The 18,272-nt window shown below is 45.4% G+C and carries 14 protein-coding genes; all 14 read left to right on the plus strand.

The genetic code is table 11. From position 1 onward, the window contains the following. Window positions 1–104: 104 nt before the first annotated feature. The 14 genes from odhB (at window position 105) to RTL34_RS05955 (ending at window position 18,078) form a co-directional block, all read left to right on the plus strand. Window positions 105–1,340 (plus strand): 2-oxoglutarate dehydrogenase complex dihydrolipoyllysine-residue succinyltransferase, encoded by a 1,236-nt coding sequence (gene odhB, locus RTL34_RS05890; RefSeq protein ID WP_065253794.1) that lies wholly within the window; start codon window positions 105–107, stop codon window positions 1,338–1,340. 87 nt (window positions 1,341–1,427) lie between these two features. Beyond that, complete coding sequence (lpdA, locus tag RTL34_RS05895; protein WP_312115401.1) at window positions 1,428–2,876, plus strand: dihydrolipoyl dehydrogenase; 1,449 nt, start codon at window positions 1,428–1,430, stop codon at window positions 2,874–2,876. A gap of 189 nt (window positions 2,877–3,065) precedes the next feature. Then, window positions 3,066–4,241, plus strand: a complete 1,176-nt coding sequence (sucC, locus tag RTL34_RS05900; RefSeq protein WP_007115062.1) for an ADP-forming succinate--CoA ligase subunit beta — start codon at window positions 3,066–3,068, stop codon at window positions 4,239–4,241. Window positions 4,242–4,328: 87 nt separating this feature from the next. After that, the gene (sucD, locus tag RTL34_RS05905; RefSeq protein ID WP_312115404.1) at window positions 4,329–5,231 is read left to right on the plus strand and encodes a succinate--CoA ligase subunit alpha; all 903 of its coding nucleotides are present in this window, start codon (window positions 4,329–4,331) and stop codon (window positions 5,229–5,231) included. A gap of 213 nt (window positions 5,232–5,444) precedes the next feature. Continuing rightward, window positions 5,445–6,332, plus strand: coding sequence for a UTP--glucose-1-phosphate uridylyltransferase (locus RTL34_RS05910; protein WP_312115405.1), 888 nt, complete (start codon window positions 5,445–5,447; stop codon window positions 6,330–6,332). Window positions 6,333–6,349: 17 nt separating this feature from the next. Next, a complete protein-coding gene (pgi, locus tag RTL34_RS05915) occupies window positions 6,350–7,996 on the plus strand; it encodes a glucose-6-phosphate isomerase (protein WP_312115407.1) in 1,647 nt (548 codons plus the stop codon). Between the two features lie 28 nt (window positions 7,997–8,024). Then, a complete protein-coding gene (locus RTL34_RS05920; protein WP_095356562.1) occupies window positions 8,025–9,287 on the plus strand; it encodes a UDP-glucose 6-dehydrogenase in 1,263 nt (420 codons plus the stop codon). Window positions 9,288–9,295: 8 nt separating this feature from the next. Beyond that, on the plus strand, window positions 9,296–10,330 hold the full coding sequence (gene galE, locus RTL34_RS05925) for a UDP-glucose 4-epimerase GalE (protein WP_312115409.1): 1,035 nt from the start codon (window positions 9,296–9,298) through the stop codon (window positions 10,328–10,330). 242 nt (window positions 10,331–10,572) lie between these two features. Further along, window positions 10,573–11,532 carry a 16S rRNA (cytosine(1402)-N(4))-methyltransferase RsmH gene (gene rsmH / locus RTL34_RS05930; RefSeq protein ID WP_312115411.1) on the plus strand — a complete coding sequence of 320 codons (960 nt, stop codon included), beginning with the start codon at window positions 10,573–10,575 and terminating at the stop codon, window positions 11,530–11,532. 141 nt (window positions 11,533–11,673) lie between these two features. Further along, window positions 11,674–12,222 carry a cell division protein FtsL gene (gene ftsL / locus RTL34_RS05935; RefSeq protein WP_312115413.1) on the plus strand — a complete coding sequence of 183 codons (549 nt, stop codon included), beginning with the start codon at window positions 11,674–11,676 and terminating at the stop codon, window positions 12,220–12,222. 12 nt (window positions 12,223–12,234) lie between these two features. Beyond that, complete coding sequence (locus tag RTL34_RS05940; RefSeq protein ID WP_312115415.1) at window positions 12,235–14,304, plus strand: peptidoglycan D,D-transpeptidase FtsI family protein; 2,070 nt, start codon at window positions 12,235–12,237, stop codon at window positions 14,302–14,304. A gap of 19 nt (window positions 14,305–14,323) precedes the next feature. Further along, window positions 14,324–15,886, plus strand: a complete 1,563-nt coding sequence (locus RTL34_RS05945) for a UDP-N-acetylmuramoyl-L-alanyl-D-glutamate--2,6-diaminopimelate ligase (protein WP_312115416.1) — start codon at window positions 14,324–14,326, stop codon at window positions 15,884–15,886. Window positions 15,887–15,900: 14 nt separating this feature from the next. Further along, window positions 15,901–16,545: a histidine phosphatase family protein gene (locus RTL34_RS05950; RefSeq protein WP_007115051.1), complete on the plus strand. Its 645-nt coding sequence runs from the start codon at window positions 15,901–15,903 to the stop codon at window positions 16,543–16,545. Window positions 16,546–16,596: 51 nt separating this feature from the next. Further along, window positions 16,597–18,078 (plus strand): UDP-N-acetylmuramoyl-tripeptide--D-alanyl-D-alanine ligase, encoded by a 1,482-nt coding sequence (locus tag RTL34_RS05955; protein ID WP_312115417.1) that lies wholly within the window; start codon window positions 16,597–16,599, stop codon window positions 18,076–18,078. Window positions 18,079–18,272: the final 194 nt, after the last annotated feature.

Below are 18,272 nucleotides of genomic sequence, written 5' to 3' on the forward strand. Positions count from 1 at the left end.
AATCCTTCTTGGTTTTTGGTATAGGCAATTGCGCCGAGTGCTAAGACAACAATGAATTTAACCCATTAAAAATGAAAGAATGTGAAATTAACTAGGAGTTTTCCATGAGTGAGATTAAAGTCCCCGTTTTCCCCGAATCCGTTGCTGACGGTACAATTGTTGCTTGGAATTTTAATGAAGGCGATCAAGTAAGCCGTGACGCTGTATTGTGTGAAATCGAAACCGATAAAGTTGTGATGGAAGTGGTAGCACAAGCTGACGGCGTGCTTAGCAAAATTCTTAAACAAGTTGATGACACAGTACTTTCTGCTGAAGTCATCGGTGAGCTGACTGAAGGCGCAACCGCGGCTGCACCAGCAAGCCAACCTGCCGAAACCCAAGCACCGGCTACCCAAGCTGAAGCTGCGCCTGCAGCTGCACAACAAGCGCCTACCGCTCAAGCGACTGCTGAAGCAGATTATAAAGACCAAAGTCCAGCGGTTCGTAAAGCAGCGAATACCACAGGCGTCAATCCTGCAGACGTTGAAGGTTCAGGTCGTGGCGGTCGTGTGACCAAAGAAGACATGGCAAACCCAACCTTAAAAGCCAACAATGCAATTAAAGCAGACAACGGTCAAGTGGTTGCCAATGCCGTTGGTCAACGGGCAGACAAACGTGTGCCAATGACACGTTTACGCGCCCGTGTTGCTGAGCGTCTGTTAGCCGCTACCCAAGAAACTGCGATGTTGACGACGTTTAACGAAGTGAACATGAAACCTATCATGGACTTACGTAGTGAGTTCAAAGAGCGTTTTGAAAAACGTCACGGTGTAAAACTAGGTTTTATGTCATTGTTTGTAAAAGCTGCTACTGAAGCGTTAAAACGTTTTCCAGCGGTAAATGCCTCTATTGATGGCAGCGATATCGTTTATCATGGCTATTATGATGTGGGTGTTGCAGTATCGAGCGACCGTGGTCTTGTGGTGCCGGTATTACGTGACACTGATCAACTGGGTATGGCAGATATCGAACGTGCGATTGGTAACTATGCGTCAAAAGCGCGTGAAGGTAAATTAGGTATTGAAGACATGACGGGTGGTACTTTCACCATTACCAATGGTGGGGTATTTGGCTCATTGATGTCAACCCCAATCATCAATCCACCACAAACAGCGATTTTGGGTATGCATGCTACAAAAGAACGCCCAATGGCAGTGAACGGTGAAGTGGTAATTCTACCAATGATGTACCTAGCACTTTCATATGACCATCGCCTAATTGACGGTAAAGAAGCGGTACAATTCTTGGTCACTATCAAAGAATTGGTTGAAAACCCAGCGATGCTACTTCTCGATTTATAATGAAAAAAGCCTGTATTGGCAAAGGTTGATACAGGCTTTTTTGTTTAACAACTTTAACAATAACAATTCAAATTTTTGGTGAAGATTATGAAAGAAAGCTATGATTTGGTAATTATCGGTGGCGGCCCTGGTGGCTACGAAGCAGCTATCCGTGCAGGCCAATTAGGTATGAGCGTGGCTTGTATTGAAAAACGTATTAATAAAGGTGAGCCAGCGTTAGGCGGTACCTGTTTGAACGTCGGTTGTATTCCTTCAAAAGCATTGTTAGACAGCTCACATCGCTATGAAGCAACCAAACATGACTTAGCTGACCACGGTATCACCACAGGTGAGGTGGCGATTGACATCAGCAAAATGTTAAGTCGTAAAGACGCTATCGTTAAACAATTAACCGGTGGTGTGGCTGCTTTATTAAAAGGTAACGGTGCTGACTGGCTACAAGGTACAGGTAAATTACTTGATGGTAAAGGTGCGGATAAACACGTTGAATTTACCCCATTAGATGGTTCTGCGCCTACCACCATTACCGCTAAAAATGTGATTTTAGCCTCTGGTTCTGTGCCCATTGATATCCCTGTTGCCCCGATTGATAACGAATATATTGTTGATTCAACCGGTGCGTTAGACTTTACCGAAGTGCCTGCGCGTTTAGGCGTCATTGGTGGTGGTGTGATTGGTCTTGAACTAGGTTCGGTATGGCGTCGTTTGGGTAGTGAAGTCGTAGTATTTGAAGCCATGCCAGAATTTTTAGCAGCGGCGGACAAAGCCGTGAGCAAAGAAGCGGCAAAACTACTAAAAGCCCAAGGCATGGATATCCGTATTGATACCAAAGTCACTCAAGCTCAAGTAGAAAATGGTCAGGTACTTGTATCGTTTGACGCAAAAGGTCAAGCAGGACAAGAAACCTTCGATAAACTCATCGTTTGTGTGGGTCGCCGTGCTTATAAAGAAAACCTACTTGGCGAAAATTCAGGGGTAGAGCTTACTGAACGCGGTTTGGTAGCGGTAAATGACTTCTGTCAAACCAACCTTGATGGCGTATATGCAATCGGTGACTTGGTGCGTGGTCCAATGCTGGCACACAAAGCGATGGAAGAAGGCATGATGGCAGTTGAACGTATTCATGGTGAAAAAGTTCAAGTCAATTATGACACCATTATTAGCGTGATTTACACACACCCAGAAATTGCATGGGTAGGCTTGACTGAAGAACAAGCCAAAGAGCAAGGTCATGAAGTCAAAACAGGTCAATTCAGCCTAGCCGCCAATGGCCGTGCGTTAGCTGCTGGTGAAGGCCAAGGCTTTATCAAAGTGGTTGCCGATGCCAAAACTGACCGTTTACTGGGTATGCATGTCGTGTCAGCGGGCGCAGGCGATATCGTTCATCAAGGCATGATTGCGATGGAATTCGTATCAAGTATTGAAGACTTACAATTGATGACGTTTGCTCACCCAACCATTTCTGAAGCGGTACACGAGGCGGTGCTATCAGCGGATGGTCGTGCGATTCATGCGATTCAACGTAAGCGCAAGTAACGTAGTTCACAAGTAACTTGGCTCACAAGTAACTTAGTTCATAAGTAACTTGGCTAATTAGCTTATGCATCAATAGTTTGAATAAGGCAAGTGAGCTAACCTCATTATCAACTAGGTTAGCTTACTGTTGACCACAATATTCAAAAATAATTTTAAAACAATGTAAACCAAAACCGAGAGGATAAATTCATGAATTTACATGAGTATCAAGCCAAAGAATTATTAAAAAGCTATGGATTGCCAGTACAAGAAGGTATCATCGCTAAAAATGGCGACGAAGCCGCAGCAGCGTTTGACAAAATGGCAGGCAACGCCGGTGCTGTGGTTGTTAAAGCCCAAGTACATGCCGGTGGCCGTGGTAAAGCGGGCGGCGTAAAAATCGCTAAAACGCGTGAAGAAGCCAAACAAATTGCTGAAGAATTAATTGGTAAAAACTTGGTAACTTACCAAACTGACGCCAACGGTCAACCTGTTAACAGCGTACTTATCGCCGAAGACATGTACCCAATCGCAACTGAATTGTACTTAGGTGCAGTAGTAGACCGTTCAGCCCGTCGTGTGGTATTCATGGCGTCAACTGAAGGCGGTGTTGAAATTGAAAAAGTTGCCGAAGAGACCCCAGAAAAAATCTTGAAAGTAGAAGTTGACCCACTGGTGGGCTTACAACCTAGCCAAGCTCGTGAAGTGGCTTTTAAACTGGGTCTAAAAGACAAACAAATCAACGAATTTGCCAAATTGATGACAGGGGCTTATAAAGCCTTTACGGAAAATGACTTCGCGTTATTTGAAATCAATCCATTAGCGGTTCGTAAATCTGGCGAATTAGCCTGTGTTGACGCCAAAATCGGCATCGACTCAAATGCCCTTTATCGCCTACCAAAAGTCGCTGAACAACGCGATAAATCACAAGAAAATGAGCGTGAATTAAAAGCCTCAGAATTTGACCTAAACTATGTTGCGCTTGAAGGTAACATCGGCTGTATGGTGAATGGTGCCGGTCTTGCGATGGCAACCATGGACATCATCAAACTATACGGCGGTCAACCCGCTAACTTCCTAGACGTAGGCGGTGGTGCGACCAAAGAACGTGTGGTTGAAGCATTCAAATTAATTCTTGAAGACAAATCAGTCCAAGGCGTACTCATCAACATCTTTGGTGGTATCGTACGTTGTGACATGATTGCCGAAGCGATTATCGAAGCGGTGAAAGAAGTCAACGTCACCGTGCCTGTGGTTGTGCGTCTTGAAGGTAATAACGCTGAAAAAGGTGCGCAAATCCTACGTGATTCAGGTCTTAAATTAATTCCTGCTGAAGGTCTTTCTGAAGCCGGTCAAAAAATTGTTGATGCGGTTAATAATGCCTAATGAAGAAAGTATAGGTATGAGCGAGTAGGGCTATGTGCCCTACTGGTTAATCGTTTAAATCAAACATAAAAAGTAAAAGGAAAAACAATGAGCGTATTAGTTGGAAAAGACACTAAAGTATTAGTGCAAGGTTTCACAGGTAAAAACGGTACTCTACACTCAGAGCAATCAATTGCTTATGGTACCAACATCGTTGGCGGTGTGACCCCAGGTAAAGGCGGTACAACCCACCTTGACCGTCCAGTATTTGATACCATGGATGAGGCAGTAACAGAAACGGGTGCTAATGCCTCTGTTATCTTTGTACCAGCACCATTTGTATTGGACTCAATCGTTGAAGCGATTAACTCTGGCGTAAAATTGATTGTGGTCATCACCGAAGGCGTACCTACCCTAGATATGCTAAAAGCCAAACGTTACCTAGAAAATGTCAACGCTGACCTACAAGCCAAGGGCGAAGAAATCATCCGTATGGTGGGTCCAAACTGTCCAGGCGTCATCAGCCCAGGTAAATGCAAAATCGGTATCATGCCAGGTCATATCCACCAAGAAGGTAAAGTCGGTATCATCTCACGTTCTGGTACATTGACTTATGAAGCGGTTGCCCAAACCACTAAACTTGGCTTTGGTCAATCAACCTGTATCGGTATCGGTGGTGACCCAATCCCAGGTATGAACCAAATCGACGCATTGAAATTGCTTCAAGACGACCCACAAACCGAAGCGATTGTATTGATCGGTGAAATCGGTGGTACGGCTGAAGAAGAAGCGGCTGCATATGTCAAAGACCACGTGACTAAACCCGTCATTGGTTATATCGCAGGTGTCACAGCACCAAAAGGTAAACGTATGGGCCATGCCGGTGCGATTATCTCAGGTGGTAAAGGTACAGCGGAAGAAAAATTCAAAGCCTTTGAAGAAGCTGGTATTGCTTATACCCGTGACCCTTCAAAAATCGGTGAAAAAGTAAAAGAAGTTACTGGTTGGTAATCATCCGCTATTTTGACTAATCAAGAGCAGATAATCATTGGGTTATCTGCTTTTTTATTATCCGCTGGTGTTAGCAAACGCTGGTGTTAGCAAAATACCCTCAATCAATTTTAATAATGCCTTTAAAATATTTGGGCAGATAAAATATTTGCCATAAAAATATGTTAAGCTTGATGTAAACTATTTGAAAAACTTGTCTTATTAAGAGTCACTATGTCGAAAAAAATCACTCACGCTGTTATCCCTGTGGCAGGGTTCGGCACGCGTATGTTACCACTATCAAAAGCCGTGCCAAAAGAGTTACTACCACTTGGCAATAAACCAGCCATTCAATACGTCGTTGAAGAAGCGATTGCCGCAGGTTTAACCAATATTGTCTTGGTCAATCATGCGCAAAAAACCGCCATTGAAAACTATTTTGACATCAATAGCGAGCTTGATACCCAGTTACGCGGTAAAGGCAAAGCGGCGCTAGCCGATAGTTTAAACTGGCTACCTGCAGGGGTCACAGTTACCAGTGTGCGCCAAGGCAAACCGTTAGGATTAGGGCATGCCGTCTTGCAAGCCCGTGCCATTGTAGGTGATGAACCGTTTGCTGTGCTGTTACCCGATGTGATTTTGAACCCTTATAACACTGACTATACTCAGCAGAATTTAGCCTACATGCTACAGCAGTTTGCCAAGCAGCAACATTCACAGATATTGGTTGATCCTGTCAAAGAAAGTGATATTCATAAATATGGCATTGCCAAGCTAGCCAGCACACAAATGGTAGCGAAGTCTGAACAAAACCAATCGTTTGCTGTGACGGGGTTTGTGGAAAAGCCCAAAGCTGAGGACGCGCCCTCTAACTTGGCTGTCGTTGGGCGCTATGTGTTTAATAATGCTATTTTTGATTATCTAGCCAACACGCAGCCAAGTGTGGGTGGGGAAATTCAGCTGACCGATGCCATTGACGCGCTTATTAGCACGCAAGGGGTAGACGTGGTTAGCATGGTGGGTAATAGCTTTGATGCAGGTGACATGAATAGCTATTTACAAGCCGTGGGTTACTTTGCCACCCAATTGGGTGTTGAAGCGTTTCAACATACAGCAAATTAATATAGGGTCATAGACGAATGTCAACTGATACAAGTGCGAATCGTACATGGCAAACACTGTCTACCCAGGCAGATAGTATGGCCACGCTTAATCAATTGTTTAGCCAACAATCCAATCGCGGCTCACAGTACCGCGTTGCTGCGTGCGACATGATCATGGATTTTAGTAAACAAAAAATTGATGAGGCTGTGCTCAGTAATTTAATTACACTGGCAAATGAGCGTGAGTTAGCGCAAGAAATCCATCGCTTGATGACAGGCGAAATCGTGAATGATACTGAGCATCGCCCTGCATTGCATACCGCGTTAAGACAGCCGCAAGGTGAGCAAGTTTGGGTCGAAGGTGTCAATGTCATTGAGCAAGTGCATACAAGCTTACAAAAAGCGGAAAAGTTGGTGGAGCGGATTCGTAATGGGGTCTGGCGTGGTTATTCTGGGCAGGCAATCACCGATGTGGTGAATATCGGGGTCGGCGGCTCAGATCTAGGGCCAGTGATGGCAACAACGGCACTAAAAGAATGGACAGATACTGCTATCAATGTGCATTTTGTCTCCAATATGGATGGCACCCAGCTCGATAGTTTGCTTAAGGTATTAAATCCGCAAACCACGCTGTTTATTATCTCGTCAAAATCATTTTCCACCATTGATACGCTGTCCAATGCCAAGACGGCGATGTCATGGTTGTTAGCCAGTCATGATAACAAAGCCACTATTTTGCGTCGTCATTTTATTGGGATTTCTACCAAAGCCGATAAGATGTCAGAATGGGGTATCCATGTCGATAACCAACTAATGCTCTGGGATTGGGTTGGGGGTCGATTCTCCATGTGGTCGGTGATTGGACTGGCAATTGCCATAAAAATTGGCATGCACAATTTTTATGAATTGCTAGCAGGTGCCTATGAGATGGATCGGCATTTTGCCACCGCCGATTTTACTCAAAACATGCCTGTGTTGTTAGGGCTACTCGGTGTTTGGAACAGTACGTTTTTGCACATTAATGCCCATACGGTGTTACCTTATGATGGTCGGTTATCTTTTTTCCCCAACTACTTAACCCAGCTTGAGATGGAGAGTAACGGTAAATCCGTCAATCGCCAAGGTGAGGCAGTGGCTTACAGTACTTGTCCGATTTTGTGGGGTGATATTGGCTCCAATGCCCAGCATGCGTTTTATCAGTTGCTGCATCAAGGCACACAGGCAGTCAGTTGTGATTTTATTGCGCCCATCAAACGCTACGCAGATGCCCAAACAATCAATAAAAACTTGCTTGAGCAGCATGGACTTTCGCTTGCCAACTGCTTAGCGCAAAGCCAAGTGTTGGCGTTTGGTAATGCCGCCATCAAAGACAGCAATAATGGTATGGATAAATTCAAGCATTATCGCGGCAATCAGCCGTCAACGACCATCCTACTCAAACAGCTGACCCCAAGAACGTTAGGGTCATTGATTGCGCTGTATGAGCACAAAGTATTTGTTATGTCAGTCATTTGGCAGATTAACCCATTTGACCAGTGGGGGGTTGAAGTGGGTAAAGTGATGGCTAATGCCGTCTTTGATGCCTTGGTATCAACGCAAGAATTATCGCCGCAACAAGCGCAGCCATTTGATAGCTCAACCAATCAGTTGCTAAATACCATTAAAACAACCTTTGCAAGCTGATGATAGATAGGGATAAAAGAAGAAAACAATGACAAAAACTGTATATGTAATTGGCAGTACCAATGAATCAATCAATGCCTGTATTTTGCTTGCCACCCTTCAATACCAAGTCAGGCTATTGACCGATGATGATAGCCTTCAGCAGGTCATGAATGATTACCAGTTTGATCGGCAGATGGTGCTACTGTGGCAGTTGTACCAATCTCAAGGCAACATCGTTACCCAGCCTTTGCCAACCCATGATTTTTCAGCCTATGTCAGCGCAGATGATATTTGGTTGTTTGTCGATGGTGTATCAGCGCAGGCGCTTGCGCAATTTGGCTCATTTCACTTTAACCCCACCACCCAGATTATCATCAGCGGTGTCAAAGCCATTGGTGAGATTGAACAATTCGCGCGCAAATTGACGACTACTTGGGTGTATTATCTTCCCTTTATTTTTATGAAAGACGGGGCGAATTTTAGTTCTTTTTTCCAAGCCGATTTGGCACTGATTGGTGAAAAATCGCAAGGCAGTAGCGCGTACAACAACATTTTGCTGTTTTTTATTGAAAAAAGTGACAAGCACTTTATTACTGATATCAAAACGGCAGAATTTGCGCGCAGTAGTATCATGGGAATGCTGGCAACACGCTTGTCTTTCATGAATGAAATGGCGCGTCTTGCCGCCAGTGAACAGGTCAATATCAAACAAGTTGAGCAAATCCTTGGGCTTGATAAACGCATTGGTAAAGATTATCTCAAAGCAGGTTGGGGATTTGGTGGCAAGTCATTACCGCTAGAATTGGATTTTTTGATTGATGGTTTTAAGCACAATCAAGTAGAGACGTCGTTGTTAGAGGCGGTAAAATCCATTAATGAAGACCAAAAAGAACTGATTTTCCGTGAATTTTGGCAATATTTTGATGGCTTTATCGAAAATAAAACGGTGATGATTTGGGGCTCAGGCTATCGTAATGGTACAGGACGCACCACCCATTCAGCGTTTCACCCACTGATCAAATTGTTATGGTCATATAATATCAAGACGATTGTGTATGCCAACAATACCAAAGAAGAATTGTTAGAGTTATACGGTAATCATCCGCTGTTTTCATTAACCGACGATGCCTATGCGCCGCTTACGCAAGTGCAAGCGTTGTTTATTGTCAATTGGTCGCTACCAATCAAGCCGGATATCAATCGTTTAAATAACATTGCATTACCCATTTTTGATGCAAAAAATACGTTAACCGAACCACAAATTCAGCAGCTCGTTGGTTTTTATACCGGTATAGGCTGTAAAAAATAGGCAAAACAATGATAAATCAAAGCAAAAAAATCTTAGTGACTGGCGGTGCAGGCTATATCGGCTCACATACGTTAATTGAGCTAATTGCCGCAGGATTCACCCCTGTGGTATATGATAATTTATCCAATAGTAGTCCCACATCGCTGGCGCGCGTTCAGCAAATTGTGGGGCAGTCTATTGAATTTATCGAAGGCGATATTTTGGACACACAGCTGCTTGCCAAAACCTTTGCCGCGCATGACTTCACTGCGGTGATTCATTTTGCAGGGTTAAAGGCGGTCGGTGAATCGGTTGCCAAGCCACTTTGGTATTATCAAAACAATGTCGCAGGCACGCTCAATCTACTCGATGCGATGACCAACGCCCAAGTAAAAAACTTGATTTTCTCGTCATCAGCAACCGTGTATGGCGACCCAGAAGCCTTGCCGATTGTCGAATCCTCACCGCGTTCTGCGACCAATCCGTATGGGCAAAGCAAGCTGATGATTGAACATATGCTTGAAGATTTGGCAAAATCAGATAACCACTGGCAATTAATTTCACTGCGCTATTTTAATCCCATTGGTGCCTACCATACCGGAACCATAGGTGAAAATCCAAATGGCATTCCAAACAATTTGATGCCCTATGTTAGCCAAGTGGCAGTGGGTAAGCTGCCGCAGTTAAGCGTGTTTGGCAATGATTATGATACTGTGGATGGGACAGGCGTGCGAGATTACATCCATGTGGTTGATTTGGCAAAAGGGCATGTCGCCGCTTTACAGTATTTGGAACAGCAAACCCAGCTCGGATTTGAGCCGATTAACTTGGGTACAGGTAAAGGGACATCTGTATTACAATTGGTCAATGCCTTTATCAAAACTACCGGTCAACCCGTGCCTTATAGCATAGCGCCAAGACGCCCTGGCGACATTGCCAGTTGTTATGCCAGTAGTGACAAAGCCAAGCATCTGTTGGGTTGGCAAGCCGAGTTTGATATCGAGCGTATGTGTACCGACACTTGGCGTTGGCAAAGCCAAAACCCTAATGGCTATGACGATTAGGCGCTCCTTTAATACTGGCGATGGCGAGTATTAACGACGGTTTTATAACCGTCTTTTTTATGGCTAGGTTTTATCAAAGATAAGCATTTTTATCATAAAACTTAGCCAAGGTTATGATTTTACTTGACCCTAGGCTTGCTTCAGCGATAATAGGAGATTAGATAAAGTATGATTTTTAGTTGTTTTCATTCTAGCGATTGTTTCGCGAATTTGTTTTTTCTTATTGCCCCATTGAGCCTGTTATGACCATTAGCGCACCTGAATTTATCCATGAAACTGTTTTGCTAAAAGAAACGGTGGCAAGTGTGCTCAATGTAACTGTAGCGGAGCTAGAGACAGAAACCGTCAAAAAAACGGGCACCTTTGTCGATGCGACATTTGGGCGCGGTGGGCACAGCCGATTGCTGTTAACTTATTTGGATAAAGACAGTCGTCTGCTCGTATTTGATAAAGACCCCCAAGCCATACAAACGGCGCAAGCATTGGCAGCCAGTGATAAGCGCGTGCTAGTAATTCATGATAGTTTTGCCAAACTGCAGGACAATCTGCAGCGATTAGGCATTGAACAGGTCGATGGGATTATGGCAGATTTGGGCGTGTCCTCACCGCAGCTTGATGACGGTAGCCGCGGCTTTAGCTTTATGCGCGATGGGGCGGTGGATATGCGTATGGATACCACCCGTGGCGAGTCGGTCGCCCAATGGTTAAAACGTGTCGATGAAACCGTGCTTGCAGATGTGCTGTATAACTATGGCGAAGAACGACACAGCCGCCGTATTGCAAGGGCAATCAAACAAATGGAACACTACGATTCTACCCTAGCGCTGGCAGAAACCATCAAGCAGGCACATCCCAATTGGCAAAAAGGCAAGCACCCTGCTACCCAAAGTTTTCAAGCCATGCGTATTTTTATCAATAATGAACTCGGTGATATCGATAGTTTCTTGGATCAATCGCTCATGGCGCTTAACGTAGGGGGACGCTTGGCGGTGATTAGTTTTCATTCGCTAGAAGACCGCATCATCAAGCAGTTTTTGCAAAAACACAGTAAAGGTCAATATCCTGAAGATGCCAATTTGCCGATGCCACCCAAACGCCCAAAACTGCTATCTAAACCTGAGCGTGTCGCCCCGTTGGATACGGAAATAAAAACCAACCCGCGCGCCAGAAGTGCTTGGCTTCGGTCAGCAACCCGACTGTAGAAATAGCCGTTTTTGTAACATGATATTTATAACAAACAATAAAAAGCGATTGCATTAACCAAACTTAGACGGGTTGCGTTATAATAACTTGTTTTATCTTGATACCCTGCTCTTTGATATAAAAAGCTCTTTGATATAAAAATGCCAAAATCTCAGCCCCTGCCTCCCTTGACGAGTAACCCCATGCCGAATGGCCGCGATAACCAAAATTCGCCGAAAAAAACGCGTCTTTTCTCCGCCAAAAATAACGACACAACGGTAAAAAATAACACGACGATGAAGAAAAGCAGTGAAGGCTTAGGTACCAGCATTAGCGAGATGCTCGATACCGAGTATCGCGGCGTTAGTATCTATACGGTTGCGATGATGCTATTAGTGATTGCGATTTTGTGGACAGGGGTGAGCGTCGTCGAGCAAATCCAAACTTATCACCAACAATATGGCGAGCTTCAAAAACTCAAAAAACAATTTCGCCAGCTGCAAATGGAACACCAACGTATGCTGATTGAGCAGCAAACTTTCAGCGCTACCCCGCAAGTGACCAATCGCGCGGTAACTGAACTCAATATGTTTTACCCTAACTTGTCCGATCGTATGATTATTCACGACAACAAAGTCACGGTATTTACTAGTGACGCCAGCAGCAACGAGTCTAACACTCCAGCTATCAATCCAGAAACGCAGCATTGATGAGGCAACCGCGTGACTATTCGTAATAAAAAATCGATACCCACCAAAGTTGCCAATGCCATGTCAGGGCGACCCACCAAAGTGCCTGTGCTCAAAGTCACTGCCCCTAAAATTAATGCGTCAAAGCGTCGTAGTGGTGCATCACGCCAAGGCAGCATTGAAGAAGATGCCATTCGCTTTAAGTCCATTTGGATAGCGATGGGGCTGGTGTTTGTGGCGATTTTTGGACGATTGGCATACATTCAAGTCATTAATAAATCCTACTATCAAGGTAAAGGTAATTCGCTCATTACCACCGTCAAAAAAGAGCCGTCTTACCGGGGCATGATCACCGACCGCAATAACATGCCGCTTGCGATTTCTGCCCCGTTAACCTCGGCGTACTTTAGTCCGCATGATTATGCGGTTGAATACTATGAGCTCAAAGCGCGCCAGCAAGACCTGCAAAAGTCTAAACCGAGTAAATCAGTCAGTCGTGAGCTTGAGCGCGTTGCAAAACGCTTGCAGAATATGGATTTAGCCAAACTTTCGGCATTGACAGGCATTAGCGTCAGCGAATTTAAAAATGCGGTACGTATTAATGACAACATCAATCTTGCTGATAAAGAAGCGGTAAAAGCTGTATTGCCCACGGGCGCAGGGTCGCATTATTTTCCATTAATGAAAAATGTGCAACCTGAAGCAGCACAGCCGCTCATTGATGCCAACTTTGCTGGGGTCAGTACCGACACGTTTTATCAGCGCTACTATCCACAGCCACAGCCCAATGCCCAATTATTAGGCTTTATGGCGCGTACTAACATGACAGATGGCACGCATTACCAAGGGCAAGCTGGGGTAGAGCGCGTATTTAATGACATGCTATCGGGCAAAGATGGCGAAGTCATGGTCATGCGTGATGCCAAAAACAACAGCATTAAAGAAATCGAACAAGTCAAACCTGAAGTCGCTGGCAAGGACTTACAACTAACCGTTGACTCACGGCTACAATATATCTTGTACCAAGAGCTTGAAAAAGTCGGAAGAGTACAGCAGGCGCGCTGGGCAGCGGGCATGATTGTCGATGTCAACTCGGGCGAAGTGATGGCGATGTCCAACTGGCCGTCGTTTAACGCCAATGACTTAAATAGTTTATCCAATGAAAACCAGCGTAACCATGCCTTGATGGATGTATTTGAACCAGGTTCGGTGATGAAACCCATCACCGTTGCCACGGGCTTAAAGTCAGGACAATACAATGCCAACTCACTGGTTAATACCAGTCCAGGGAGCATGGTGGTGCAAGGGCATACTATTCGTGACCATGGCAATTTAGGTACCATTAGTCTGCGTACCCTACTGCAAAAATCGAGTAATATTGGCTCAGCAAAAATTGCCCTTTCTTTGCCTGCCACCACGATGAGTGATACGCAAAAAGCCTTTGGCTTTGGCGCAAAAACCAACCTAAAATTACCCGGTGAATCTGCTGGACTAGTGCCAACGCCTGAGCAAAATGAAATCGCACGCCGCGCAACTGTGTCGTACGGTTATGGTCTCCAAGTCACGCTAGCGCAGCTTGCACAAGCTTACAGTGTGCTAGGTGCAGGGGGCGTGATGCATCCGTTGACGCTGCTTAAAAGTACCCGTGATAACGCGCTCAATAGCAGTAGTACCAATAATGTCTCCGTCCCTTTTGCCAAACCTGCCGCCAAGCAAGTCATCAAAACCAGCGATGCACTTACCATTGTCGATATGATGACGTCAGTCACTGAGCCTGGCGGTACGGCAACCTTAGCCGCTATCGATGGCTATCGTGTGGCGGGTAAAACCGGTACGGCAAGACGTACCAACCCTAAAGGCGGTTATTACAATGACCAATATCGTACCGCATTTGTCGGTATTGCCCCTGCTTCCAACCCACGTTTTGTGGTCGCCATCATGGTTGAAGACCCGCGTATTAACAAATTTGGTGGTTTGGTTGCAGCACCCGTGTTCCGCAGTGTGATGAAAGAAGCCTTGCGTTTGTACAATGTGCCGTTTGACAAGCCGCTATCGGGTAAAGAAACCACTACCACCAGCATCGAAAGTGTCAATGACTTATAACAACCCTATGGAAAAAGCTATGATTACGTTGCAACCGATGATGTCTGCGCTATCGCTACCAGAAAGCGTGCGACAACTGTTAAACCCTGTCATGAATCAACCATTTGGGCAGTTTGTGGTCGATAGCCGTCAAGTGGGTCAGGGCGATGTATTTGTATTGCTAAAGAGTCAAAACGCGACCGACAGCCTTGATTTGGAAAAAGTTACAGGTTATCTTGCTCAAGTCTCAGACAAAGCGGCGTTTGTGTTGTCAGAAATTGATGTATCCGCGATCCAGTCGCAGTTTATGTTGCCGATTATTTATTTGCCCACCATTCGTGATTTTTTAGGTTCTCTGATTCAAACCAGTTTGCAACAGCAACATCCCACCCAGTTGCCTGCGGTCATCGCGGTGACAGGCACCAATGGCAAGACCACCGTAAGCCAACTGGTCGCCCAACTCATCAGTCAATCGGGCATCAAAACTGCGGTGATGGGCACGGCAGGTAATGGGGTTTTGCCAAATTTAACCCCAAGTACCCACACCACCTTAGAAGTCTTTAATCTGCAACATGCGATTGATGATTTTGCCAAGCAAGGCGTACAAGCCTTAGCCATTGAAGCCAGCTCTCACGGGTTACACCAACAGCGGCTGCAAGGCGTACCCATCAACGTGGCGATGTTTACCAATTTAAGCCGTGATCATCTCGACTATCATACTGACATGGACGATTATGCGCAGGCGAAAGCGCGACTGTTTGATAAAGCACATTTTCCCACCCTCACTCACGCGATTATTAATTTAGATGATGAATTTAGTGAATTGATGATTGAGGCGGCTAACGCATCCCATTTAACCGTGTGGACGTATAGCTTGACCAATGACCAAGCCGATTTTTTTGCCAAAACCATCCTGCCTAGTTTGCAAGGGGGTGATTTGACCATTGCTCTTTCAAAAGCTGTCACGCCACAAGGTGAATTAACGGTGAACAGTCCACTGTTAGGGCGATTTAATGTGGCCAATTTGTTGGCGAGTATCGCAGGCGCCTTCGCGTTATCACAAAGTGCCGCGATGGGATTGAGTGTGGCGCAAATCCAAGCGGCAGTGCCAACGCTTCGCGGTGCCACAGGTCGTATGGATCGGGTGCCATCGACCAGTAGCTGTTTTATCGTGGATTATGCGCATACGCCAGATGCGCTAGAGCAGGTGTTGACCAGTTTAAAATCGCACTGTACAGGTGAGCTGTGGGCGGTATTTGGCTGTGGTGGCGACCGTGATAAGGGTAAACGTCCACTGATGGCACAAGCAGGACTTCGCCTAGCTGACAAAGTGATTTTGACTGCCGATAACCCACGCAGTGAAGACCCCAACGCGATTTTGAACGATATGCAAGCGGGCATGACTTGCCAGCAGCACTATCAAGCCATTATCGAGCCAGACCGTCAAAAGGCGATTGAATATGCGGTGCAGCATGCCAAGCCTAGTGATATCGTGGTGATTGCAGGCAAAGGGCATGAAACCTATCAAGAAATCAAAGGGGTGCGCCACGATTTTGATGATAAAGTGGTGGTAAAAAACGCCATTGAAAAATTCGGCAAATAACTTAGCCTAGCATCATGAAAAAAATCTACCTAATCCGTCATGCCCAAAGCGAGTCCAATGCAGGGCAAGCAGTGCGCCCCAATCATGCCATTAATCTTACTGACGTTGGCAAGACGCAAGCGCAAGCATTGGCGGATTGGCTTACTGACCATATCAGCGAGCCAGTCACCGAGATTTTTGTATCCCAGTATCTTCGCACCCAGCAAACGGCTCAGCCTTATCTTCAAAGCACTAAGCGCACAGCCACTGTCATCGAAGAATTGCACGAATTTAACTTTTTGGATTTTGACACCATCAAGGATTTGTCATTTGATGACATCCGTGTGATTGCCGATGATTTTTGGCAACAGCATTCTGCGCACCGAGCCAGTGAGGTGACGGACAGTTTTGAGCATTTCGTAGCGCGGGTACAAAAAGTGCGTGCGTATTTTGATGCCTTGCCCGATGGCACCTATCTAGTATTTACCCACGGCATGTGGATTGGCATGCTTATCTGGCAACTGCTACTTGGCGATAGCCCGCGTCTATATAACATGAAAAAATTCCGTGAGTTTGAACTGGCAATGCGCCCCAAAAATTGCGAAGTGTTGTTGCTCGCTCCTGCAGGAATCAAGAAAGTATGGGTGCGCAATGATGGGCAAGATGACGAGATTCGCTAGTAATAAACTATAAAGAGACCCGAATAAAGAGACCCCAACAAAGAGACCAAAATGACTGCATATATTTGGCAATCTGCCAACTTAACCGAAGCGCTAAAAGATCTAAACCCAACCTTTCACAGTGATTTTACCCAGACATCCAAAAAAATTATCACCGACACCCGCAAAATCGAACAAGGCGATATCTTTTTAGCCATCCAAGGCGATAACTTTGACGGCCATGATTATGTAAAAACTGCCAAAGATAAAGGCGCGGTCTTAGCGATTGTCAGCCGTGCAGTCGAAAGTGACTTGCCGCAACTCGTAGTGACTGACACAAAATTGGCACTCGGCAAATTAGGTGCTTACCGCCGTGACCAACATCCCAATCTAAAAGTCGTCGCGATTACAGGCTCTAGTGGTAAAACCACCGCCAAAGAAATGCTTGGCAGTATTTTAAACCGTATTGCGCCGACACTAATCACCCGCGGCAATCTCAACAATGATTTGGGCGTGCCGATGATGCTACTAGAGCTGACCGACGCGCATCGTTACGCCGTCATGGAGCTTGGTGCTAATCATGTCGGAGAGATTGCTTATACCACGCAGCTTGTCAAACCCGATGTCGCTTGTGTGCTCAATATCGGCACGGCACATTTGGGGGAGTTTGGCGGGCGTGATAATATCGCTAAGACCAAATCTGAGATTTATCAAGGATTAAGTAACACAGGTACAGCGATTGTGCCATTTGGTGATGATTATTTTGATACGCTACTCAATAATGCCCAACAATTTACCCAAAATATTCTCACCTTTGGCGAGCGTGACGTGTCCTTGGCAGATGCTGGCGTGGATATGCAACAAGCCAAAGAAATTGGCTTAACAGATGAAGATACGGTGCTACTGATGGGCGATGTGTTTGCCGATGATGTGGAAGTCGGTAATACCAGCACCTTTAGCCTAAATTTCAATTTTGAAATTGATGAAATCGAGACTCAAAACGTCACTTTAAACTTTGCAGGTGAACACAACATCAGCAATGCCTTAGCCGCCGCGGCCTGTGCGCAAGCCTTGGGGCTGTCGATTGATGATATTGCCAAAGGACTCGATACCGCCAAACCTGCCAAAGGTCGACTCAATTTCATTGAGTTTGGTAAACATACGTTAATTGATGACACTTATAATGCCAATCCCAGTGCCGTCGTTGCTGCCACGCAAGTTTTGGTGAGTCAAGGTGCGCCCACCATGTTGGTGTTGGGCGATATTGGTGAGTTGGGTGACGCCGCGCAAGAGGAGCATCGCAAGCTCGGTGAGGCTATTGCCGCCTCTGGCGTGACTGTGCTGTATACGGTGGGGGAGTTAACGCCTGTTACCGTCGCGCAAGCGCAAGCATCCGGCATGCAAGCACAGGCATATCCAGACAAAGCCTCCCTACTTGCGGCGATCAAAGATAAGCTGGCGAGTAGTGATGACGCCTGGCATATCTTGTTTAAAGGCTCACGCTATATGATGATGGAGCAGGTAATGGACGAGTTAACCGGTCAGCCATCCTAACTAAAAACAGCGCTTTCATCAGCCATTTGATAAAAATTGGCTGATTTTTTGTAAATTTTTACTTAAAATAGTCAACTTTTCATGATGGGTTTTTGATGATGAGTCAACGTGAGACAGTTTTTATAGATAGTTTTCACAGCAAATTTTTATTTATCTTATCATGATAATGACAGGGACCTTAAGCCCCTGTTTTT

The organism is Moraxella sp. CTOTU47915 (assembly GCF_031986685.1).
GTDB classification, from domain to species: Bacteria; Pseudomonadota; Gammaproteobacteria; order Pseudomonadales; family Moraxellaceae; genus Faucicola; species Faucicola tetraodonis.